Below are 22,408 nucleotides of genomic sequence, written 5' to 3' on the forward strand. Positions count from 1 at the left end.
GCGATTGCCGTACCTGTAGAGAGATTGCTGCTAGCGCATGCGTCGCCGCCAATCGCTCGGCGTTTCGCCAGTCAGCTTCCTGAACGCCGCGGCGAAGGCGGTCTGGGACGCATAGCCAAGCTCCGCTGCGACTGAGACGACCGAAGCGTCGGTGTCGCGCAGCATGTTCATGGCCTGCTCAAGCCGGTGCTGGCGCAGCCAGGCATGAGGTGAAAGCCCGGTGCTGTGCTTGAAGGCACGGCAGAAGTGGAAGCGCGACAGGCCGGCCTCCGAAGCCAGCGCCACGAGCGAGACGTCCGCATCGCTGTCCGAACGGAGGCGTTCGATGGCGCGGCGCAGTGTCTTCGGCGGAAGGCCGCCGAGGGTTGGCTGGAACGGGGCTGGCGAGCCGGTGTGCGCAGCCAGAAGACGCGTGGCCAGGAGGTCTATCAATTGGTGCCTGAACAGCGTATCCAGCGCCTCATTGCTCTCCAGCACATCCGTCGCGCTCAAGATCAATCGGGATGTAATGGGGTCGGGATGCGCCGTTCGCTCCAGGAGATCGAGCGGTGTGGCGACGTCGGCTTCGTCAGCAACGCGCTTGAGCACTGTGTGAGGAAGATAGAGCTGAACGACATCAACAGGTTTCGGAATATCCCATCGTGAGCTTGATCCTTCCGGAATGATTATCAAAACCCCGGGACGAAACGTTCCGATCGCAACCGATCTGCCTGTCCGGCGCTCCATGCGCTGCATCGAGCCGTTGTAAGCCATAATGACGTGGTGGCTCATAGGCTCGACGACGTCGTGCAATGGCTCATGTTTCCAGTGGGCGATCGCGCTCCCGGAGGGGTCCAAAGCCATGCTGACTGGTTTGGTGTGAAGCACGCGTGCCATCTCCACGTCGGCAGGACGGCGCTCGGCATTTGGCTGATCGTTCGGGCGTGGTGCCTCGGCTGCGGCCGGCAGGCCTGCCGAAGAATTGTGCAAGACCGGTTTGCTCATCGGTTTGTGCTCGCATTGGAGAGGTCACGCGCCCGCTCCGCGGACCGCGCGGGGCCAAAGAGTCGGAGCGCCGCTTCCTGTGTGCTCGCAACAATGATGGCAAACGCCGCGCGACGGTATCGTGCAGCGAGTCTAGTGGCGCTGGTTCGGTGGATAGATCAACCTGCACCTTGGGATAGGATGGATGCGATGGGTGCAAGCGGGCAGACATTCCCGCCATGAAACGAAGCTCATTGAGCGGGCCGAATAAAGCCGACAACCGCGGAATCGATTTCGGCAGCCGTTGGCACTGGCAGTGTGAAGCGAAAGTGTGCGCCGCCGCTCGGACGGTTTGAACCCGCGATACGGCCGCCATGCGCGATAATGATCGAATGGCAAATTGCCAGCCCGATACCGATCCCTGCGTCCTTGGTGCTGAAGAAGCTTTCGAAAATATGCTTCATGTTGCCGTCGGCGATGCCTGGACCATTATCGAAGGCGGAAAAGGCGACCGAGCCGCTTTCGTCGATCGACGTCTCGATGTCGATTCGGCGTGTTGGCTGCCCCGACTGTGCGACTGCCTGGACGCTGTTCACCAGCAAATTGATGATCACTTGCTGCAACTGAATCCGATCGCCCATCACGTTCGGAAGTCCAGCTTCTAGTACTGCCGACAGAGCAATCGACTTCGAATCGATCTCATGGCGGATGAACAGGAGCGCTTCTTCAACGACCTCGTTGAGGTCGATGAGACGTTTCTCCGGCTCATTCTTCGCCGCCATGCCTCGTATGCGGTGAATGATTTCACCCGCGCGGCGCGCGCTTGATGCGATTCGTGAGACGAGCTGCGTGACTTTTTCAGTGTTTTGATCGGCGCGCGCCAGCCATCTCAGGCTCGTCTCTGCGTTGGTGACGATCGCCGAAAGCGGCTGGTTGACCTCATGCGCGATCGAGGTTGCCAGTTCGCCGAGCGTTGCGATGCGTCCTGCATGCGTGAAGTCGGCCTGCAGCTTTCGAAGCTGCTGTTCCGTATTCAATCGTTCGCTGATGTCCTGCATGGTGATGAAGGTCGTATCCAGTTGCTCGGGCAATACCGGATATGTGACCGTGAACAGAACATCGATAATCGTGCCATCGAAGGCGAGGATCTTCGTTTCTTCAAAGAAATTTCGCCGGCCTTCAAAGTGAGCAACCATGACCCGCTTGGCAAGCCCGGGGGCGGCGGCAAAAATGTATCGAACGGGATTTATGAGATCGGCGGCATTCTTGGCCCGAAACAGCAACACCGCATCCCGGTTCACTTCCGTAACCCGCACAAAATCCTTGGCGTGTTCGATGAGGTCCGGATTCCGGTCGAGGTAGGCTCCGATATCGCGGATGCCGTTTGCCTTGAGCTGATCAAACACTTCGCCCGCGCGACGGGAATCGACCTGCCAGAGCGCGGTCGGCAGATACTGAATCAGTTTACGATAGCGTTCCTCGCTGGCCTGCAGTTCCCAGGACGTGCGATCGTCATTCGCCTCGCCGTTGATGGTTACGAACACCGTTCCGGGGGGCTTCGGCTCGGCGGAGTGCCAAGCCCTGATGATGGGGTTGCGTATGGTTCCACTGGAGACAATTCTGCGCATTTCGAGGCGCGAGGGATCGGTTGCCACCTTTTCGAGGAGGGCAGCGAGTACTGAGCGACTTTCGGCCGGCCAGAATGCGCCGACGGGCTTGCCGATCATCTGCTCCAGACCGGCATGGGCGCCGAACATCCGTACCGCGCGATCATTGACGGCCGAGATGCGGGTGGCGGTCAGAAGCTTTTCAACCCATTCCGGGTGTTCATCGAGATCGTCGATTACGCTACGACTTCTGAGCTCGGCGATTGTTTGGAGCACAGAGCGGGCGCCTGAGGTATCGAGTTCCCAGCAAGCGGCCAGATAGCCCTGCAGCTCGGCATCGACGCGTATGGTTGCCGCTTCGGACATCCCTCCAGCGTCTCGTCCGAATTCAACGATATCGAGGAGTATGCCGGCTGCATCCCGCCTTACGATTTGCCTGATGGCAACTGTAACGCCCGCTCCGGCCTGGTTGCGCCGGCGGACTAAGCCCTCCCATCGGCCTTCCCGCAGTAGCGCGCCAGCGTGTTCGGGGTCGTGCTGGCCGGGTGTGCGGAGCGCGGCAAGATTCTGCCCGATCATGGCCATGGCGGGCCATCCATAAAGGGCTTCCGAAGCCGCATTCCAGTATTTCACGACGCCGTGCTCGTCGCTGACAATCACGCTTTCGGATGCGAAATCGGACAACTCCATTCCGGGAGGAGACACGGAGGGGTGTTCGTGTCCACCCGTCACGGTCTTGTGGACGGGACTAGCCATCGTGGGGCGTCTCCCATCCATCTGCGCCGGGGCAGGAGCCCGCGTGTCTCAGCGCGGACCGCAGATGACGAAGGAGTGCTTCGCTGCTCACCGGCTTGGTCAGAAAGGCATGAGCGCCGCATCTCATGGCACGCAATCGGGTCGCCGGAGCGGTGTCGGCCGTGACGATGATCACCGGCATCGGGGAACCGATGGTCCGCAGCCGCTGCAACAGGTCGAGCCCGCTATGGCCCGGCATGCTTACATCGGTGATCAGGCAGTCGAACCTGCCCGGGACGTACTCCGCCATGAAGGCCTCCGCTCGATCGAAAGTGCGACACGATAGTTCCAGCACCAGAAGGAGATCGGAAAGGGCCTCTCGCACAGCTTCATCGTCATCTACGACCGCGACTAAGGGCGCTTTGGACAACGGATGACTCTTCGCTTGCACGGCCGGATGGCCGTCTCCCTCGTCTGACCCATTGCTGGCCTGATCGTAACCATCCTTTGGTCTAGGGTGATTTTTCCTCCCGGATCCCCGCAGGCAGCAGTTCCCAGATGCGAATGAGCTGACCGACCGACGTCGCCTGCATCTTCTTCGTTATGCTGCCGCGGTGCAGCTTGACGGTGATCTCGCTGATGCCGAGATCGAATGCGATCTGCTTGTTGAGGCGGCCTTTTGCCACTTCGCGCAGGACCTCGCGTTCACGCGGCGTCAACTTGGCGTAGCGGTCGAGATGTTGCTTGATATGCCGGGCCGCGGTTCTCAGCGAAATATCTTTCTCGATTGCCGCCGTAACCGCATCAAGGAGCGTCTGGTCTCTCACCGGCTTTGTCAGGAAATCGACGGCTCCCGCCTTCATCGCTTGCACCGTCATCGCGATGTCGCCGTGACCGGTAAGGAAGATGATCGGCCGCGTATTGCCGTTCGAGGCGAGATGCTGCTGCAGATCCAGCCCGCTTGCTCCGGGCATACGGACATCGAGAATCAGGCAGCCCGGACGATCCGGAAGGTCGGCGTGCAATAGCTCTTGCGTAGACCCAAAACAGCACGCGTCGATCCCCACCGAGAGAAGAAGCTCTTCAAGTGCGGACCGCACCTCCTCGTCATCGTCCACGATCAGGACGAGAGGGCGTTCCATATTGTCGGCAGCTACGCTCATGGGAATGCGGGGTGAGGGTGGTAAAGCAAATAAGCCGGCGAATCCAGTTGTACCAACCATTGCTAGCCTCCTTCTGATCGATTCTGCTCCGTTGTCTGTCGCGGTGGTTCGCATGGGCCTCTGACAAGTTTGCCGCCTGCGTGGCTAAATCCGTCATTCAAGAATGGACCGGAGAAGGGCGTTAGTCTGCGCGATAGCGCCTCTGGCCGCAGGGGTATCGGCCAGTGCGTTGAGCATGACGAAATCATGAATGGTACCGTTGTATCTTGTGGAGGTGACGCGCACCCCCGCACGAACCAGTTTGCGCGCGTAGCACTCACCCTCATCACGGAGCACATCGTTCTCGGCGACGATGATAAGCGTATCCGGAAGGCCAGTCAGTTGGTCGATCGAGGCATTGAGTGGTGCCGCGGTGATCTGCTTGCGCGCGGCGGCGTCCGGAAGATAAGCGTTCCAGAACGATTCCATCGCCCGCTTTGTCAGCCACGGGCCATTTGCGAACGAGGCATAAGACTCGGTGTCGAACATCGAGCTGACGGCGGGATAGAACAGCACCTGCGCATCGATCTTGGGGCCGCGCCGTTCCTTCGCCATGAGCGTGACAGCGGCGGCCATGTTGCCGCCGACGCCGTCGCCGGCGATGGCCAGGCGCGTGGGATCGATCCCTAGATGTTCAGCATGCTCTACCAGGTACTTGGCGACGGCATAGACTTGTTCGATTGCTACCGGATACCTGGCTTCCAGCGAGCGGTCGTAATCCACGAAAAACAACGCAACGTGTGCACCGACCGCGATTTCGCGAATCAAGCGGTCGTGTGTCTCTTTATCGCCGACAGTCCAGCCGCCATGGACATATATCAATGCGGGCAGCGTTTCACTTGCCCTCTCCGGTCGAATGATGCGAACTGGCACCGCTCCGGTGGGGCCGGTAGCGGCTACTATATCCTCATAGCGCACGGCTGGCTTGCCGATGATGCCTGATTGGATATCCGCCAGAAATCTTCGTGCTTCTTCGGGAGACAGTTTACCCATCATCGGGCCGTCTGCGATCGCGTCGACAAACTGCTGCGTCAAAGGCTCAAGCAACGCTACGTCGCGAATATTTGCTGGTGCAGCTTTCTCAAGCATCGATATCCATCCGAACGGGACCGCTCGACAGAGATCATGCGCGCCCGTGCGATTAAACCCTAAACAAACCTTGTGAATTCTCGCAAAATCCGGGAACGAGGCGTGAAGCCTCCCCATGAAGCATTGTGAATTTCCGTGAAATCTCAGCAGCGGATGTGAAACGGCCTGCGTTGGTCTGGGCTAGCGCTGGCCCGAGAGTTCATCCAGCAGACCCTTCGCGATCTTAAGATCGTCGGTTTCGTAGCCCTCGCTGAAGCGGCTATAGAGCGGAGAGAGCAACTCGTACGCTTCGCCGACCCTCCCCTGATCCCGCCGCAGTCGCGCCAGGCTAGTCGTGGTGCGCAGTTCCCATGCGAGAGCCTCCTGCGTTCGGGCCAACTCAATCGACGCCAGAAAATCTTCCTCGGCCTGACCAGCGTCTCGCTGCAAGGCGACTACACCCTTGATCCGCAACAGCTCCGGACTGCACCAGCGCTCCTCGCTCTGCTCGTTTCGTCCGATCGCTTCATCGATCGCGGCCTTTGCCAGTAGGGCGTCTCCGGCGACCGCCAGCCCCTCGGCCAGAGCGCCCAGGAAGGTCGTGAGATACTGGACGAATCTGGCTCGGCGAAGTTCATCGATACCAACTTTTAGCTGCTGCAAGCCGGCGGCGAGATTGCCGCGCTTGACCTGCAGTTCTCCTTCGAAGCAGCGCCCATAAGCGCGCCAGATATCAAGCTCATCGCTGGCGGTCTGATAGAGCAGCATCCTTGTGTAACGTTCCGCGGCCAACAGATCGCCAGCCATGAGGGCAATCGGACACGCTGCCTGAGCAAGCGCGTTGCAGAGCGAGAGCCTGTGATTGATCGAAAGAGCGTCGCTGACGTTATTCTCGACACAGCGTAGCGCCTCAGTCGCGAACCCCTGCAGCCATAGCACTCGTGCGAGCGTGATGCGTGCTGTCACCCCTTGGTCGAACTGGAAGCGCACCGCATGTGATCGACGGACGGGAGCTACGTAGTGCGCAAGCATCCGCTCAATGTGCTGTCTTGCACTTGACTGGTTGCCCAGGAAGTGCAGCGACGCACCTGTCAATCGATCGCCGAGCAATCGATCGTTGATATCCGCCGTCTTCTCGGCAACCGAAGAAAAGCGCTTCGCGAGCGCCAGAGCTTCGACGAACTCTCCGCGGTTGACTCGCGAAGCCCACATTCCCCACAGCGCTCGTAAGCGGTAATCAGTGTCGTCCAGACCTTCCGCGATTTCGAACGCGGTCGCCCACGCCGCTCCCGTGTCCCGGGCCGATGCTGTCGTATACATCTGCGACCAGGCAACCGCAGCATAGAGATGCATCCGGCGCCGTTCGTCCTTTGTGCTTTCGTCGAGCGTAGTCAGCGCACGCTCGGCCCGGGTGCGACATTCCTCCATCAGCGACATCTCGAACCAAACAGGCACCGCCGCGACCGTCAACTCTACACCGACGCCCGGATCGCCGCTCGGCGAAAATGCCCAATCAAGCGCGCCGCGGAGGTCGTCGATCTGTGGAGCATACGCGGACAACCATTCGGTGGTGGGCCACGTCTCCCACTCGGCAAGGGCGCGCTCGAACAGGTCAAGTTGGTAGAGCGCGTGTCGCCCCCTCACAGCTTGCGTCTCACCTACTTCACTCAGCCGCTTCTGGGCGTAGGCTCGCGCTGTATCAGTCAAGCGATAGTATACGGTCGCGCCTGCCACATCCGCTATGACCAGCGACTTCTCGACAAGGTCGGCAACGATCCCGTCGACCTCGGACGCGATTATTTTGTCGTCTCCGGCGATGGCGATGGCAGCCTCCATCGTGAAGCGTCCGGCAAAAACACCCAACCGGCGCATGACGACGCGTTCGACTTCGGAGAGCAAATCGTAGCTCCAATCGAACGCTGCACGAAGCGTCTGATGCCGTGGCAGGGCAGTGCGCCGACCGCGTGTCAACAGATGAAATCGATCGTCCAGGCGACTGGCCACTCCGCGAACCCCAAAGGCGTCAACGCGACACGCCGCAAGCTCGATGGCCAGCGCAATTCCATCGAGCCGACGGCAGATTTGCGCGACAACCGGGACATCTTCATCCCTGAGTTCGTATCCGCCGGCGCTCGCTGACGCGCGCTCGACAAAGAGTTGTACCGCCGGGTAGCTAAGCGCTTCCATGGCTGTTAATCCTGCCTCGACAGGAGCAGTTTCCAGTGGCGGGAGGCGCTGCACGCGCTCATCTTCGGCACGTAGAGGTTCTCGACTGGTGGCAAGGATGTGAACAGCCGGTGCGCCTTTCAAAAGTTCTTCAGCCAACTCCGCGGCCGCCAGCAAGACATGCTCGCAGTTGTCGAGCAGGAGCAGCATCTGCTTGCCCTTCAGAAAGGAAGTCAGCGCGGGATATGGATTCTCCGAGCGGATCGGAACACCAAGCACGGACGCGAGCGCGCTCGGCACAAGCTGGGGATCGTTGAGCGGAGCAAGATCGACAAACCGTCCACCATCTTTGTAAGAGGCTATCAACTGGTCGGCGACCGCCAGAGCAACTGTGGTCTTGCCGATTCCGCCCGGTCCGACGATCGTGACGAAGCGGCCTCGCTGTAGCCTGCTGCTCACCATGGCAACGATGTCAGCGCGGCCGATCGGTCGGGTGAGGCGGTCGGGCAAGTTGTGCCCTTTATGGGGGGCGGGGAAGGCTTGGGCTGCATCGCCGGTGGACCGTGAAACCGTTGCAACGAAGCGATATCCCCGACCAGGCACCGTAACGATATAATTCTCGCCGGTCCTACCTTCCGCTAGCGTACGCCGCACAGCATTGATCTGAGCCCGAACGTTCGAGTCCTCGACTGTGAGGCCAGGCCACACGCGGGCAATGAGGTCATCTTTGTCGACCACTTCGCCGGCGTGCTCAACCAAAGCTACGAGGATTTCAAAAGCTCGACTTCCAAGCGAAACCGGATTGTCGCCGCGAAGGAGTAGCTGCTGGCGCGGGACGAGGCGGAATGGGCCAAAGGTGAATGTAAGCTCGACGGACGCGCTTGCGTCATCACGTATGTCGGCTCCCGCCGCGGATAAAGGGTGATCACGGTCGCCTCTGATAGCGGGTGCCATTTTTGGCTCGCCTCGTTGAGAGCGAAGGAAGATCAATTAGCACGCCGTGATGGAACCGGTCAATGTCGCTGTCCATCTCAAGCCGGGCAGTACTATCGGCGGTTCAAGCATCCTCCGCATTGGTCCATCCTTCGATCTAGGCTGAGTTCTCCTGTCGAACTTCCGCGGGCAGCAGCTCCCAGATGCGGATGAGTTGACCGACGGATGTCGCCTGCATCTTCTTCGTCACATTGCCGCGGTGAAGCTTGACGGTAATCTCGCTGATGCCGAGATCGAACGCGATCTGCTTGTTGAGGCGGCCTTTTGCCACTTCGCGCAGGACCTCGCGTTCACGCGGCGTCAACTTCGCGTAGCGGTCGAGATGCTGCTTGATATGCCGGGCCGCGGTTCTCAGCGAAATATCTTTCTCGATTGCCGCCGTAACCGCATCAAGGAGCGTCTGGTCTCTCACCGGCTTTGTCAGGAAATCTGCGGCTCCAGCCTTCATCGCTTGCACCGTCATGGCGATGTCGCCGTGACCGGTAAGGAAGATGATCGGCCGCGTATTGCCGTTCGAGGCGAGATGTTGCTGCAGATCCAGGCCGCTTGCTCCGGGCATACGGACATCGAGAATGAGGCAGCCCGGGCGATCCGGAAGGTCGGCGTGCAATAGCTCTTGCGTCGATCCGAAGCAGCATGCGTCGATCCCCACCGAGTGAAGAAGCTCTTCAAGTGCGGATCGCACCTCCTCGTCATCGTCCACGATCAAGACGAGAGGGCGTTCCATATTGTCGGCAGCGATGTTCATGGGAAAGCGGTGTAAGGGCGGTAAGGCAGATGAGTCGGCGAGTGCAGTGATACCAAGCATTGCGTAGCCTCCTTCTGATCGCTTCTGTCCCGTCTCTGTCGCGGTCGCTCGGCTAGGTTCGAGCGTTCGGTGTGCGTTCTAGGGGCTGCGGGGTTCCGGCGTCTTTCCTAAAGCCGCTGTGCTTTGCCGGAACCTGCTCCGAGCTCGCAATTGTGAACCAACTGCCCGGTCGCCGCGGACGCGCGACCGAGCGATCCAGCGGCCAGATCGTTTTGAAATCGCTACGAAAATCGTTGTGATGCGATTGGCTCGATTGCTGTCACAACAGCTTCGCGTATCACGAGCAAGTCTGGACGGTCGCTCGCCGATTTCCGATAATGTGCGGTGACCTCACAGGGCGACGATGATCCGCCTCGCCCGATTCCAATCATGAGACCAACCCAGATGACACAGGCTGGCGCCTTCGGACAGAGGCTCGGAAAATTCCTGCACCTGAAGGATGCACCGCCGTCGCTGATCACGCGTTCACTGCGCGGCGTCGAACTCGCGGTTACCGAAACGCGCGATGATAATCCTGTGCCGAGTCTATCCGGCTCATTCACCGCCGAGGATGCCTTTATCGTCAGCCTGAAACTCCGCGAGTTCCCGGACTGCGAGCTCTGGGAGAACGGCAAGTGCGTGATGAAGGCGGATGTCCCGGCGGGCGCAACATATCTGTACGATCTCAAGCGCGATCCGCGCTATGTGATCGACAAGCCGTTCCACTCCCTGTTTTTCTATCTGCCGCGCTCGGCGCTCGACGGCCTCACCGAACAGTCCCGCAAGCCACGCGTGGGAGAGCTTGCCTGCGAACTCGGCGTTGGCCATGACGATGCGATCGTCCGTCATATCGGGGCATCGCTGCAGGCCGGGCTGCGTCGGCCGGACGAGGCCAACCAGCTTTTCATCGATCACATGATGCTCGCGCTCACCGCGCATGTCGCCCAGGCCTATGGCGGGTTTCGGCCCGGCACCGAACCGACCCGCGGCGGTCTCGCGCCGTGGCAGGCGAGGCGCGCCTGCGAAAGACTCGAGTCCGACCTCGGCGGAAAACTTTCACTGCAACAGATCGCGGCTGAGTTCGACCTCTCGGTCAGCCATTTCTCACGCGCATTTCGCGTTTCCACCGGCCTGCCGCCCCATCAGTGGCTTCTTCAGCAGCGCGTGAAGGCGGCCAAGCAATTGTTGACCGTCCGCGACCTGCCGCTGTCCGAGATCGCGATGTCGGCCGGCTTCGCCAATCAAAGCCACTTTACGCGGGTGTTTTCTGCCATGGTCGGCGTCAGCCCGGGCGTTTGGCGCCGCGAAGCGCAGGGCATTTCGGAAACCGAGACCTGATCCAGGCCGAGACCTGATCTAGGCAATGCCGGATGATTAGCGACGCTTCGCCAGCGAGATGGCGTAGGCTTCGCTGCGCGCCGCAAAGATCTCGTCCGGTGGATGACCGATGCCGTCGGCAAGATTGGCCGGATCGAAGATGGACACGTCGCACACCTCGTCTGCTTCAATACCGGTGATGACGATCGTTCCCAGCCGTATCGCTTCACGATGATCCTCATCCGGCCACCGGACAGTCACGTCCATTGTGGGATCGCCGGGACAGTCGAGCAGTGCCATCACGTTGAACCGGACATCGCCTGCAGCGATCCGGGTTTCGAGATCATCGTGCAGGAAATCGACAGATTTCGCTTTGACCTCGTCCTTGGTCTGCGCGACTTCCGCGCCAACCGGAACGACCTTGAACTTGATGAACCGCGTTTCGCCTTTCGCATTCGTTGCGGGAAAGGCGTGCACTCCCCAATAGACGATGTCGGCAAAACTCCGGGGTGGCGGGTGCGCGGCGATATAGCTAGCCTGATGCAGTGTTTCCGGATTGGTGGCGGAGAATGGCCTGACTTTCCTCATGTCCGGCTTGCCGCCCGGCCCCGGCATGCGCACCCTGAGGTAAGCCAGCATCTGGTCAAGTGTCCGCGCAAAATGCACCGGCGCGCTTTGCACGAGAATGTCCGAACGATGGCCATCACCGCCGAGCCTGAAGCTGAAGCCGCGCAGCACGAAGTTGTCGGTATCCGCCATTTCGGGATCGCCGCCACCCACCGAGAAGCGGGCCAGCACGCGTGATGGTCTTGTGAAGCTGCGGGATTTCGTAATCTCCACCGCCCGGTCAGACGCGGCATAGGTTCCGCGAACGCATCGGCCCTTGGCGAAACTGGCCCGCACCTTCGGTGGATCGCCGGCTACCGCTTTCAAGGCGTCTATGATGGCGGCGGGCGTGGCGGCGCCGGTCGGGAACCTGGACATGGTGAAATCTTGGGCGTGAGCGTTTGATGCTTGTTTAGGCACCGGACAGGTGCCGCGTCTTTCCCAAAACGGCCATGCCTTGTCCGATTCCGCTCCAGGTACGCCATCGCGAGGCACCTTGCGTCTGGCCGGCATGCCCGTGCACCGGTTCTCTTCCGCCCGTCAGCCATCCAGCTTTCGGGCTAATTCACCCTAGACCAGGAGATTAGAAGTACGAGCCCAGCGCACGGTAGCGCGAGCAACTCCACGCAACGCATCCTTGCGCAATCTCGTCAAAACAAAATGGGTGAGGACGATGCGCATAAGCAAGCGGCGAGAACGGGCGGAGAGGCCTTTGCCAGGCAGGTCTCGGGAAGAGATTCTTTCGTTCGGATCGCGGTCGAATCTCGCAACGATGGTCTTGCCGAATCGGGTGTCCATATCTGGACAGTCCGATGGGATGAACCGCGACAAACTGGTCTATGCCGCCCGCCATATGACGGATACGGAGGAAAGTGCCTCTGACGAGATGCTGCTAAAAAACATTGCGGAGGGAGATAAAGCCGCAATGCACATCATGTTCGCTCGTCACCGTGTAAGGGTGTTTCGCTTCATCCAAAGGATAGTCCGCAATACGGCAATTGCAGAAGATATCGTCAGTCAGGTGTTTCTTGATGTCTGGCGTTCCGCAGATAGCTTTGAAGGCCGCTCGCGAGTCTCCACCTGGTTGCTCTCGATTGCCCGCATCAAGGCGTTGAGCTCTTTCCGAGCGCGATCGTATGAGAATATCGATCAGGAAGATGTGGTCGGCATCGCCGATGCCGCAGACACGCCGGAAGTGGCGCTCGATCGCAAGAAAACCAGTGCCGTCCTGCGAGCATGCATTAACAGGCTGCCTCCTGCTCACCGCGAAATCATCGATTTGATCTACTATCACGAGAAGTCAGTCGCTGAGGTAAGCGAGATTGTCGGCATTCCCCATGCCACCGTGAAGAGCCGGATGTTTTACGCGCGTAAGCGACTTGCGGGAATGCTTGTGAGCGCCGGTTTCGAGGCCGCAGCGGTCCGGACAGCCGTTGATGAGGGGAGAGAAGCAAGACCATCTGGCGGATTGCATCTCAAACTGCAGGCAGAGTCATCGGCAATTTGATAGCGGCTTGACGCCACAATCGCAGTCCGCGCACCATCGACACGCGAACGACTGTTTTAGGCGTCAACCGCAACCTTCAATGCCTCGGCCCGGATTTCCTCGACGAGCCGTTCCTTCAGCCTGACGAATTCAGGCGCGGTTTTGATCTTGTAGGATCGCGGGTGAGGCAGATCGATCGCGATCTCGGCCTTGATGCGACCGGGACGGGCGCTCATGACGATGACGCGGCTGCCGAGGAAAATCGCTTCCTCGATATCATGAGTGACGAACAGCACGGTCTTCTGGTCGCGTTCCCAGATGCCGAGCAGCATTTCCTGCATCAGCACACGGGTTTGATTATCCAACGCCCCGAACGGCTCGTCCAGCAACAGGATCTTCGGATCGTTGGCAAGCGCGCGGGCGATCGCCGTGCGTTGCTGCATGCCGCCGGAGAGCTGCTTCGGCCAGTGATTCTCAAAGCCGGATAAGCCGACCCGATGAATGTACCCATCGGCGATCTTGCCGCGATCCGCCTCGGATATCCCGCGCTCGCGCAGGCCGAACGCGATGTTTTCACGCACCGTTAGCCACGGGAACAGCGTGTACGATTGAAACACCATGCCGCGATCCGCGCCGGGTCCCGCGACCTCGTGCCCGTCCAGAATGACGCGGCCGCTGGTCGGCCGGTCAAGCCCGGCGATGATCCGAAGCAGCGTGGATTTTCCGCAGCCCGACGGGCCGAGAATGGTGACGAAGTCGTTGTTGCCGACGCTGAGATTGGTCGGCTCCAGCGCCCGCGTCGGCGCATTGCCCTGGCGCGCAGGGAAAATGCGGGAGACCTGATCGATCTTCAGCTCGGTCATGCCAATTTCCACGGAAACAGCCAGGCGTTGAAGGCCTTGAACAGGAAGTCCGACACCAGCCCGATGAGCCCAATGACGATGATGCCGAAGATGATCTGGCCGGTGTTGAGCAGCGCCTGGCTGTCGGTGATCATGTGGCCAATGCCCGACGATGAACCGATGAGCTCGGCGACGATGACGTAGGTCCAAGCCCACCCGAGAACGAGCCGAAGGATTTCCGCGATCTCGGGGGCAGAGGAGGGCAGCAGCACGCGGCGGATGATGCCGCTGTCGCCGGCTCCCAGCGTGTAGGCTGCTTCAACGAGGTCGCGCCTGGTATTCCCGACGTTGACGGCGATCATCAGGATAATCTGGAACACCGATCCGATGAAAATGACCAGCAGCTTCTGCAGCTCTCCGATGCCCGCCCACAGGATCAACAACGGGATGAAGGCCGAAGCGGGCAGGTAACGGGCAAACGACACGAACGGCTCAAGGAACGCCTCGATCGGCTTGTAGGCGCCCATCAGAACGCCGAGGGGCACCGCGATAACGGCCGCCAGCGCAAAGCCGCCGACAACCCGCCAGATCGTCATGCCGATGTCGAACAGGAAGCCGTGCTTGGTCAGGAGTTCAAAGCCCTCCTGCAGCATGGTCAGCGGGTTCGCGAGAAACGTTTTGGAAACATAGCCGCCAAAAGTTGCCCATGCCCACAGGGCTACGAACAGGACGAAGAACGCAAAGCCATAGACTGCGCGTTGCTTCGACGTCACGGGATCCAGGGGACGCATCACAGGGCATGTTCCTCAAAGCGGTGCGCTGATCGCGAAAGCCCGCTTCCACATCTGTGGAAGAGGGACCAGCGCAGCGCCGAACGAACCTACTTGATGAAGCTCGTGTCAACGAGGTCGTCGATTTTCGGAATCGATTTGATGATGCCGATCTCGAGCAGCAGGTCTGCGGCTTCCTTTGTAAAGGCCTGGAACTCGCCCGCGAAGAACTTCTGATTCGCGGCCTTGTCCTGCCAGCGCAGATATTTTGCCGAATTGCCGAACTGCTCGGCGGACTGCTTCACGTCGGAACCCATGATCTCGTAGGATTTTGCCTGGTCCTTTTCGATCAGGGCGACAGCCTCGAAATAGCTGTCAGCCAGCGCTTTCGCGGCCTTCGGATTCTCGGTCAGGAATTTCGGCGTGCAGCCGAACGTGTCCATGATCATCGGGTAGTCGAGCGTGGTGGCGATGATCTTTCCCTTGTCCGGCGCCGCGCGCACCGTCGAGAGATAAGGCTCATAGGTCATGGCGGCATCGTTCTGGCCGGCCACGAATGCCTGCGCGGCTGCGGCGGGCTCCAGATTCACGACGGTGACGTCCTTGACCGAGAGGCCGTTCTTCTTGAGCATCCATGCCAGGGTGAAATAGGGCGCGGTGCCGGGCGCGGACGCCGCGACCGTCTTGCCCTTCAGATCCTTGATCGACGCGACATCGTTTCGCGTGGCCATGCCGTCGGCGCCGTAGCTCTTGTCGAGCTGGAAGATCTGCTTGGTCGCAACACCATTGGCATTCCAGGATATCCAGGTTTCGACCGTGGTCGCCGCACACTGGATGTCGCCTGATGCAACGGCCAGATGCCGGTCCTTTTGCGGGATCTTCTTGATCGTCACATCGAGGCCGTTCTTCTTGAAGATGCCCGCCTGGTTTGCGAGCGTGAGCGGTGCAAAGCCGGTCCATCCCGAGATGCCGATGCCGACCTTCACGTCTTGTGCGACGGCTGGCACGGACACTAGAAGAGCGGCGGTTGCGGCGAATATTCTATAACTAAGCATGATTGTCTTCCTTCTGCCGGGTGTATGGATTTGGTCCTGTTCGTCCTATTGCTGCATGAATTATAGCTGCATAAACTGTGCCGGACTTATCTGCATCGATATTCCTCTTCAGCCGCCCTTGAAGCGGGCAACCAGTTTGTGAGACTCGCCCGGATAGACGAGGTGCACGGCGGTCAGCGTCCGTGCGCTACGCCAGGTGTGCCGGTCGATCACGAGGCAGGGTGCGCCGCTCGCGATATCCAGCGCCGCTGCGGTCTGATCATCGGCCACGATCGCGCTGATTGAATGTTCGGCCTCCGTCCACGGGACATGGTGGAGCAGCCACGTGCCGGGCGGTTCGATCGCAAAATCCGCCGTGGCGGCTTCGGGCACCGCGTCAAGATCGATGAGCCTGTCCTCGATCGCGAACGGCACGCCGTCGGCGCTGTGACGGCATGAGATCGCGATCACCTTGCCGGTTTTCCGTACTCCAAGACGCGCACGGTCGGCGTCGTTTGCGGCGCGGCGCGCGCACCGGATCAACTGGTAACCGTAGCTGCGGCCGAGCGCGGTGATCTCCGCGCGGATGTCCGGAATCGTCAGGACTGCTGACAGGAATTTGGGACGCCGCACAAATGTGCCGGCCCGCCGCCGCCGCTCGATGAGATCGGCTTGCGCCAGTTCCGACAGCGCCTTGCTCACAGTCATTCGCGAGCAGCCATAGCGCGTCATCAGCTCGTGCTCGAACGGGATGCGATGGCCCGGCGGCCACTCACCGGTCAGGATGCGGCGCTCGATGTCGAGCCGGATCTGCTTGTACAGCGTCGGCTTGTCGGCTGCCTGGAATTTGTCGCGATCGACCGAGAGGCTCATGCCACGAGCCTCCGTACGCTTGCGTTGAAAGCGTCGCGCGCTTTCTGGCGGAGCCGGTGGCGTCCACCCTCGACGACTTTGTTTCCGCCCGCCCACACACATGCGACGGCACCCGGGCCCGCTGCAAAAATCCAGCCGTCGAGGACGGTATCCCCGCGACGCCCGGCGAGCGAGGGATGCGTGGTGTCGAGGGTCACGATATCAGCGCGTGCGCCTGGCTGGAGCCCGACGAACGGCTGCACCAGCGCCTGCGCGCCGCCGGCCAGCGCAGCGTCGAATAGCGCTCGGCCGGTCGAAATGCCGGGACCGCCGGACAACACGTTGCGCTCCCGGTGCTTTAACCGCTGGCCATATTCGAGCTGACGCAGTTCGTCGGCCACGCCGACCAGGACATTGGAGTCTGTGCCGACGCCGAACCGGCCGCCTGCGTCAAGGAATTCGCGGGTCGGGAAAATGCCGTCGCCGAGGCTCGCCTCGGTAATCGGGCAGAGGCCTGCAACGGCGCCGCTCCTGGCAAGCGCGGCGACCTCCGTCGCGGTGGTATGGGTCGCATGGATCAGGCACCAGCGCCGGTCGACGGGCGCATGTTCGAGCAGCCACTCAACCGGCCGCCGGCCGGACCAGGCGATGCATTCCTCGACTTCCCTGATCTGTTCGGCGGCGTGAATATGAACCGGCCTGCCTTCGGCGAGTGGTACGATCGCCGTTAATTCGTCCGGCGTTACGGCCCGCAGGCTGTGCGGGGCAATACCGAGATTGGCCCCGGGCAATTCGCGGATGGCCACCTCCGTCGCGGCAATCAGCCTGGCAAACTGGTCGACCGAGCAGATGAACCGGCGCTGGCCGGCATGCGGTGCGGCCCCACCAAAGGAGCTGTGCGCGTAAAAACTCGGCAGCAGGGTGAGCCCGATACCGGTATCCTCGGCGGCCCGCGCAATTCGCGTCGCCATCTCGGCAGGATTGGCATAGGGCCTGCCATCGTGGTCGTGATGAAGATAATGGAATTCCCCGACGCGCGTGTAGCCTTGCTCGAGCATCTCGACATAGAGCAGCGTTGCGACGGCTTCCGTGTCTTCGGGGGTCATGTCCAGCGCGAAGCGATACATCGTCTCGCGCCATGTCCAGAACGTATCCGCGGTGTTGCCGCGCGTTTCGGCGAGGCCGGCCATGCCACGCTGAAACGCGTGACTATGCAGGCTCGCTATTCCCGGGATGGCCAACTGGTGGCGTTCATCGTGCGCGCCCGGCGCTGCGCCGACCGTCACCTTCGTAATGGTTCCATCGGTCACAACCACCTGCACATCGTCAGCCCATCCGGAGGGAAGCAGCGCCGATCCGAAATGCAGAGTGGACATGTTTTCCAAACCGGGTGGACAGAACACCAACACAGGAATATGTATAGACATATTGATACCCCCGTCAAGTTTCTGCCCTTGAGGGAAATGCTGCATGGCCGAGCGCTTCGATCGAATCTGGCACAATGCCCGGCTCGCCACCGTTCGGGGTGATCTGCCCGACCTCGGCGTGATTGAGCGTGGCGTGATAGCCGCGCGGGATGGCCGCATCGCCTTTGCCGGCAGCGGTCTCGACTTTCCATCTGACGCCGATGCGGCCGAACGGATCGATTGCGGCGGGCGGTGGATCACGCCCGGACTGATCGATTGTCATACCCATTTGGTTTTCGGCGGAAACCGCGCCCATGAGTTCGAGTTGCGGCTGCAGGGAGCAAGCTACGAGGAGATCGCGCGCGCGGGCGGGGGCATTGTCTCGACGGTCGCTGCGACGCGGGCATCCAGTGAGGCTGAACTTGTTGCCGGGGCGCTGCCGCGGCTCGACGCCTTGATCGGCGAGGGCGTGACCACGATCGAGATCAAATCCGGCTACGGGCTCAACACGGAAACCGAGCTGCGCCAGCTATCGGCTGCACGCGCGCTGGGCCGCAACCGGCCGGTCAGCATCCGGACGACCTTTCTTGGCGCGCACGCGCTGCCGCCAGAGGCCGATGGCGACAAGGATCGATACATCGACCTTGTTTGCCGCGAGATGCTCCCGGCGGTGGCGCAGGCCGGCCTTGCAGACGCAGTCGACGCCTTCATGGAAGGCATCGCTTTTTCGGCAGATCAAACGGCGCGGGTGTTTCGTGCGGCAAAGACGCTCGGACTGCCGGTCAGATTGCACGCGGACCAGCTGTCGAACCTCGGCGGCGCCGCGCTTGCTTCGGAGTTCTCCGCTTTGTCTGCCGATCATCTGGAGCACACGGATGAGGCCGGCGTCGCGGCGATGGCGCGGGCGGGCACGGTGGCCGTGCTGTTGCCGGGCGCATTCTATTTCATTCGCGAGACGACCAAGCCGCCGGTCGAGCTGTTCCGTACCCACGGCGTGAACATGGCGCTCGCAACCGACTGCAACCCCGGCAGTTCGCCCCTGACGTCGGTTCTGCTGGCCATGAACATGGGCGCGACGCTGTTCCGGATGACGGTTGCCGAATGCCTCGCCGGTGTGACGCGGGAAGGCGCGCGTGCGCTGGGTGTTCTCGATGAGACCGGCACGCTCGAGGCCGGCAAATATTGCGATCTCGCGATCTGGGATATCGACCGGCCCGCCGAGCTGATTTACCGGATGGGCTTCAACCCGCTGCACCGCCGGGTGTGGAGGGGACAATGAGCGGCCCGGACACATCCATCGTTGTTTCGCCCGGGAGGGTCAACCTCGACGATCTGGCGCAGGTGCTTGCCGGCGCGGCCGTCGTGCTCGATCCAACGTTCTGGCCGCGCGTCGAGGCGGCATCGGCCATCGTTGCGCAGGCAGCAGATGCGCAAGCGCCGGTTTACGGTATCAATACCGGGTTCGGAAAACTGGCGTCGAAACGAATTCCTCCCGACCAGACCGCGCTGCTGCAGCGCAACCTCATTGTGTCGCATTGCTGCGGGGTAGGGGAACCGACGCCCGAACCGATCGTACGTCTGATGATGGCGCTGAAGATCATCTCGTTGGGGCGAGGTGCTTCGGGCGTTCGCCGCGAAATCATCGAACAACTCCAGGCCATGCTGGTGCATGGCGTTTGTCCGCTGGTGCCGCAGCAAGGATCGGTCGGGGCATCCGGTGATCTGGCACCGCTAGCGCATATGACCGCCGTCATGATCGGCGAGGGGCAGGCGCTAGTCGGCGGAAAAATTGTGCCGGGCCGCGATGCACTGGCCGCGGCCAGTCTCGCGCCGGTCACCCTCGGGCCGAAGGAAGGCCTCGCACTGATCAACGGTACGCAGTTTTCGACGGCCTATGCCATTTCCGGCTTGTTGCGTGCCCATGGCCTTCTCTGCGCGACGCTGGTGACAGGCGCCTTGTCGGTGGACGCGGCCATGGCTTCGACAGCCCCGTTCCGCCCGGAGATCCAGCAACTGCGGGGGCATGATGGACAAGTCGCGGCCGGCGTCGCCCTGACGGCGTTGCTGGAAGGCAGCGACATCCGCATGTCGCATCTCGAAGGCGACGAGCGCGTGCAGGATCCCTATTGCCTGCGCTGTCAGCCGCAGGTGGCCGGCGCCGCGCTCGACCTGTTGATGCAAGCCGCCCGCACACTGACCATCGAGGCCAACGCCGTCACGGATAACCCCTTGGTGCTGGTCGAGAGCGGCGAGATCGTTTCGGGTGGAAATTTTCACGCCGAGCCGGTCGCATTCGCTGCCGACCAGATCGCATTGGCGTTGTCAGAGATCGGCGCGATCAGCGAGCGGCGCATTGCTACCCTCGTCGACCCCGCGCTGAATTTTGGCCTGCCGCCGTTCCTGACGCCTGATCCCGGCCTCAACTCCGGCTTCATGATTGCGGAGGTGACGGCGGCAGCCCTCTATGCCGAGAACAAGCAACGCGCCGCGGCCTGCTCGATCGATTCGACGCCGACCAGTGCCAACCAGGAAGATCACGTGTCGATGGCCGCGCACGCGGCGCGCCGCTTGTCTGATATGGCGGACAACCTTGCCGCCATTCTCGGCATCGAGCTGCTGGTTGCGGCGCAAGGCATCGGGTTGCGCGCGCCGCATACGACCAGCCCTGCGCTTGCGACGGTCATTGCCGTGTTGCGCGAGCAGGTGCCTGCGCTGGGTGGCGATCGCTATATGGCCGACGATATCGCAAAGGCCACGGCGCTGGTCGCAGCCGGCACGTTGCCGGCTGCGGCGATTTCGGTGCTCAAGAAAAACCCGTTTCCAAGACTTGCCGAGACAAGACTTGCTGAGACAAGACTTACCGAGACAAGACTTGCCGAGAGAGGTCACCTGTCATGAACCGCCGACTGGACAACGACCGTACGATCCGCGCGCCCCGCGGATCCGAGATCAGCGCCAAGAGCTGGTTGACGGAAGCGCCGCTCCGGATGCTGATGAATAATCTCGATCCCGATGTTGCCGAACGGCCGAGCGAGCTTGTCGTCTATGGCGGAATTGGCCGCGCAGCCCGCGACTGGGACAGCTTTGACCGGATCGTTGCCTCATTGCGCAAGCTCGAGGCCGACCAGACGCTGGTCGTGCAGTCAGGCAAGCCGGTCGGAATTTTCCGCACCCATCCCGATGCGCCGCGCGTGCTGATCGCAAATTCGAACCTGGTGCCGCATTGGGCGACGCTCGATCACTTCAACGAACTGGACAAGCAGGGGTTGATGATGTTCGGGCAGATGACGGCCGGATCATGGATCTACATCGGCAGCCAGGGCATCGTGCAGGGGACGTATGAAACGTTCGTCGAAGTGGGGCGGCGTCATTACGGCGGAAGCCTCGCGGGCAAGTGGATCCTGACCGCGGGTCTCGGCGGCATGGGTGGCGCCCAGCCCCTTGCTGCGACGATGGCCGGAGCGTCGATGCTTGCGATCGAGTGTCAGCCGAGCCGCATCGAGATGCGGCTGCGCACCGGCTATCTCGACCGGCAGGCAAGTACGCTGGATGAGGCGCTCGCGATCATGGCGCAGGCGGCGCAGGATAGGAAACCCGTCTCGGTCGGCCTGCTCGGCAATGCCGCGGATATTTTTCCCGAGCTGGTGCGCCGCGGCGTCAGGCCGGACATTGTCACCGACCAGACCAGCGCGCACGATCCAATCAACGGTTACCTGCCGAAGGGATGGACGCTCGCGGAGTGGGAGTTAAGACGCAACGCCGATCCGAAAGCGGTTGAAGTCGCGGCCAAGACCTCCATGGTCGGCCACGTCCAGGCCATGCTGGATTTCCACGCCCAAGGCATTCCCACGCTCGACTATGGCAACAACATTCGCCAGATGGCGAAGGACATGGGATTGAAAAACGCGTTCGACTTCCCAGGCTTCGTTCCGGCCTACATCCGTCCACTGTTCTGCCGCGGTGTCGGACCATTCCGGTGGGCGGCGCTCTCAGGGGATCCCGAAGACATTTTCCGCACCGACGCCAAGGTCAAGGAGCTGATGCCGGACGACAAGCATCTTCACAATTGGCTCGACATGGCGAAGGCGCGGATCAAGTTCCAGGGACTGCCGGCGCGGATCTGCTGGGTCGGCCTTGGCGATCGCCACCGGCTGGGCCTGGCGTTCAATGAAATGGTGGCGAGCGGCGAACTTAAGGCGCCGATCGTCATTGGTCGCGATCATCTTGACAGCGGCTCGGTTGCGAGCCCGAACCGCGAAACCGAAGCGATGCGCGATGGTTCGGATGCGGTGTCCGACTGGCCACTGCTCAATGCGCTGATCAACTGTGCCAGCGGGGCGACGTGGGTTTCGCTGCATCACGGCGGAGGCGTCGGGATCGGCTATTCGCAGCACGCCGGCATGGTGATTGTCGCCGACGGAACGCCGGAGGCTGCGCGCCGCATCGAGCGGGTGCTTTGGAACGATCCGGCGACAGGGGTCATGCGTCATGCCGACGCGGGCTACGAAACTGCGGTCGAGTGCGCCCGGGCCAACGGCCTCGATCTGCCCAGTCTGGCGCTGTAGCGCGCCAAC

General features: G+C 61.4%; 17 protein-coding genes and 1 pseudogene. 5 read left to right on the forward strand and 13 right to left on the reverse strand.

The genetic code is table 11. The features are described from left to right. Positions 1-30: 30 nt before the first annotated feature. The 7 genes from GWE18_RS01990 to GWE18_RS02020 all read right to left on the reverse strand — a co-directional run bounded on the left by GWE18_RS01990 (position 31) and on the right by GWE18_RS02020 (position 9,482). Positions 31-984: an AraC family transcriptional regulator gene (locus GWE18_RS01990; RefSeq protein WP_275184122.1), complete on the reverse strand. Its 954-nt coding sequence runs from the start codon at positions 982-984 to the stop codon at positions 31-33. A 230-nt stretch (positions 985-1,214) separates the two neighbouring features. Then, a complete protein-coding gene (locus tag GWE18_RS01995; protein WP_275184123.1) occupies positions 1,215-3,254 on the reverse strand; it encodes an ATP-binding protein in 2,040 nt (679 codons plus the stop codon). Positions 3,255-3,318: 64 nt separating this feature from the next. Further along, the gene (locus GWE18_RS02000; RefSeq protein WP_275184124.1) at positions 3,319-3,756 is read right to left on the reverse strand and encodes a response regulator; all 438 of its coding nucleotides are present in this window, start codon (positions 3,754-3,756) and stop codon (positions 3,319-3,321) included. Positions 3,757-3,817: 61 nt separating this feature from the next. Continuing rightward, on the reverse strand, positions 3,818-4,468 hold the full coding sequence (locus GWE18_RS02005) for a response regulator transcription factor (RefSeq protein WP_275184647.1): 651 nt from the start codon (positions 4,466-4,468) through the stop codon (positions 3,818-3,820). A gap of 153 nt (positions 4,469-4,621) precedes the next feature. After that, positions 4,622-5,596, reverse strand: coding sequence for an alpha/beta hydrolase (locus GWE18_RS02010; protein WP_275184125.1), 975 nt, complete (start codon positions 5,594-5,596; stop codon positions 4,622-4,624). Positions 5,597-5,776: 180 nt separating this feature from the next. Further along, positions 5,777-8,695, reverse strand: a complete 2,919-nt coding sequence (locus GWE18_RS02015) for a winged helix-turn-helix domain-containing protein (RefSeq protein ID WP_275184126.1) — start codon at positions 8,693-8,695, stop codon at positions 5,777-5,779. 136 nt (positions 8,696-8,831) lie between these two features. Next, a complete protein-coding gene (locus tag GWE18_RS02020; RefSeq protein WP_275184648.1) occupies positions 8,832-9,482 on the reverse strand; it encodes a response regulator transcription factor in 651 nt (216 codons plus the stop codon). A gap of 444 nt (positions 9,483-9,926) precedes the next feature. On the opposite strand from GWE18_RS02020, the gene GWE18_RS02025 reads away from it, so the two are divergent. Further along, the gene (locus tag GWE18_RS02025) at positions 9,927-10,859 is read left to right on the forward strand and encodes an AraC family transcriptional regulator (protein WP_275184127.1); all 933 of its coding nucleotides are present in this window, start codon (positions 9,927-9,929) and stop codon (positions 10,857-10,859) included. A 36-nt stretch (positions 10,860-10,895) separates the two neighbouring features. On the opposite strand, the gene GWE18_RS02030 is transcribed toward GWE18_RS02025, so the two are convergent. After that, positions 10,896-11,822, reverse strand: coding sequence for a catalase family peroxidase (locus tag GWE18_RS02030; protein WP_275184128.1), 927 nt, complete (start codon positions 11,820-11,822; stop codon positions 10,896-10,898). Positions 11,823-12,261: 439 nt separating this feature from the next. Here GWE18_RS02030 and GWE18_RS02035 point away from each other — a divergent pair, with 439 nt between their 5' ends. Then, entirely contained in the window at positions 12,262-12,951 is a 690-nt protein-coding gene (locus tag GWE18_RS02035; RefSeq protein WP_275184129.1) for a sigma-70 family RNA polymerase sigma factor, read from the forward strand. A gap of 56 nt (positions 12,952-13,007) precedes the next feature. Here the strand turns inward: GWE18_RS02035 and GWE18_RS02040 are convergent, their stop codons facing one another. The 5 genes from GWE18_RS02040 to GWE18_RS02060 all read right to left on the reverse strand — a co-directional run bounded on the left by GWE18_RS02040 (position 13,008) and on the right by GWE18_RS02060 (position 17,804). Beyond that, complete coding sequence (locus GWE18_RS02040) at positions 13,008-13,793, reverse strand: ABC transporter ATP-binding protein (protein ID WP_275184130.1); 786 nt, start codon at positions 13,791-13,793, stop codon at positions 13,008-13,010. Continuing rightward, positions 13,790-14,563, reverse strand: a complete 774-nt coding sequence (locus tag GWE18_RS02045) for an ABC transporter permease (RefSeq protein WP_275184649.1) — start codon at positions 14,561-14,563, stop codon at positions 13,790-13,792. The genes GWE18_RS02040 and GWE18_RS02045 overlap by 4 nt, the downstream gene beginning before the upstream one ends. An 89-nt stretch (positions 14,564-14,652) precedes the next feature. Beyond that, positions 14,653-15,597, reverse strand: a complete 945-nt coding sequence (locus GWE18_RS02050; RefSeq protein ID WP_342804217.1) for an ABC transporter substrate-binding protein — start codon at positions 15,595-15,597, stop codon at positions 14,653-14,655. Positions 15,598-15,705: 108 nt separating this feature from the next. Next, positions 15,706-16,449, reverse strand: coding sequence for a histidine utilization repressor (hutC, locus tag GWE18_RS02055; RefSeq protein ID WP_275184131.1), 744 nt, complete (start codon positions 16,447-16,449; stop codon positions 15,706-15,708). After that, a complete protein-coding gene (locus GWE18_RS02060) occupies positions 16,446-17,804 on the reverse strand; it encodes a formimidoylglutamate deiminase (RefSeq protein WP_275184132.1) in 1,359 nt (452 codons plus the stop codon). Before GWE18_RS02060 ends, hutC begins: the two co-directional genes overlap by 4 nt. A gap of 94 nt (positions 17,805-17,898) precedes the next feature. Here GWE18_RS02060 and hutI point away from each other — a divergent pair, with 94 nt between their 5' ends. The 3 genes and pseudogenes from hutI to hutU all read left to right on the forward strand — a co-directional run bounded on the left by hutI (position 17,899) and on the right by hutU (position 22,399). Then, entirely contained in the window at positions 17,899-19,113 is a 1,215-nt protein-coding gene (hutI, locus tag GWE18_RS02065) for an imidazolonepropionase (protein ID WP_275184133.1), read from the forward strand. Continuing rightward, positions 19,110-20,663, forward strand: a pseudogene (gene hutH, locus GWE18_RS02070) (histidine ammonia-lyase); the annotation flags it as partial. The gene hutI and the pseudogene hutH, both read left to right, overlap by 4 nt. 65 nt (positions 20,664-20,728) lie before the next feature. Next, positions 20,729-22,399 (forward strand): urocanate hydratase, encoded by a 1,671-nt coding sequence (hutU, locus tag GWE18_RS02075; protein ID WP_275184135.1) that lies wholly within the window; start codon positions 20,729-20,731, stop codon positions 22,397-22,399. The last annotated feature ends 9 nt before the right edge of the window (positions 22,400-22,408 follow it).

This window comes from Bradyrhizobium sp. CSA112, assembly GCF_029051645.1.
Taxonomy (GTDB): Bacteria; Pseudomonadota; Alphaproteobacteria; order Rhizobiales; family Xanthobacteraceae; genus Bradyrhizobium.

Bases quoted from the DNA above. Each gene is read 5' to 3' on its own strand.
- GWE18_RS01990 (WP_275184122.1), bottom strand. From the start codon at position 984: ATGAGCAAACCGGTCTTGCACAATTCTTCGGCAGGCCTGCCGGCCGCA.
- GWE18_RS02005 (WP_275184647.1), bottom strand. From the start codon at position 4,468: ATGAGCGTAGCTGCCGACAATATGGAACGCCCTCTCGTCCTGATCGTG.
- GWE18_RS02010 (WP_275184125.1), bottom strand. From the start codon at position 5,596: ATGCTTGAGAAAGCTGCACCAGCAAATATTCGCGACGTAGCGTTGCTT.
- GWE18_RS02015 (WP_275184126.1), bottom strand. From the start codon at position 8,695: ATGGCACCCGCTATCAGAGGCGACCGTGATCACCCTTTATCCGCGGCG.
- GWE18_RS02020 (WP_275184648.1), bottom strand. From the start codon at position 9,482: ATGAACATCGCTGCCGACAATATGGAACGCCCTCTCGTCTTGATCGTG.
- GWE18_RS02025 (WP_275184127.1), top strand. From the start codon at position 9,927: ATGACACAGGCTGGCGCCTTCGGACAGAGGCTCGGAAAATTCCTGCAC.
- GWE18_RS02030 (WP_275184128.1), bottom strand. From the start codon at position 11,822: ATGTCCAGGTTCCCGACCGGCGCCGCCACGCCCGCCGCCATCATAGAC.
- GWE18_RS02035 (WP_275184129.1), top strand. From the start codon at position 12,262: ATGAACCGCGACAAACTGGTCTATGCCGCCCGCCATATGACGGATACG.
- GWE18_RS02040 (WP_275184130.1), bottom strand. From the start codon at position 13,793: ATGACCGAGCTGAAGATCGATCAGGTCTCCCGCATTTTCCCTGCGCGC.
- GWE18_RS02045 (WP_275184649.1), bottom strand. From the start codon at position 14,563: ATGCGTCCCCTGGATCCCGTGACGTCGAAGCAACGCGCAGTCTATGGC.
- GWE18_RS02050 (WP_342804217.1), bottom strand. From the start codon at position 15,597: ATGCTTAGTTATAGAATATTCGCCGCAACCGCCGCTCTTCTAGTGTCC.
- hutC (WP_275184131.1), bottom strand. From the start codon at position 16,449: ATGAGCCTCTCGGTCGATCGCGACAAATTCCAGGCAGCCGACAAGCCG.
- GWE18_RS02060 (WP_275184132.1), bottom strand. From the start codon at position 17,804: ATGTCCACTCTGCATTTCGGATCGGCGCTGCTTCCCTCCGGATGGGCT.
- hutI (WP_275184133.1), top strand. From the start codon at position 17,899: ATGGCCGAGCGCTTCGATCGAATCTGGCACAATGCCCGGCTCGCCACC.
- hutU (WP_275184135.1), top strand. From the start codon at position 20,729: ATGAACCGCCGACTGGACAACGACCGTACGATCCGCGCGCCCCGCGGA.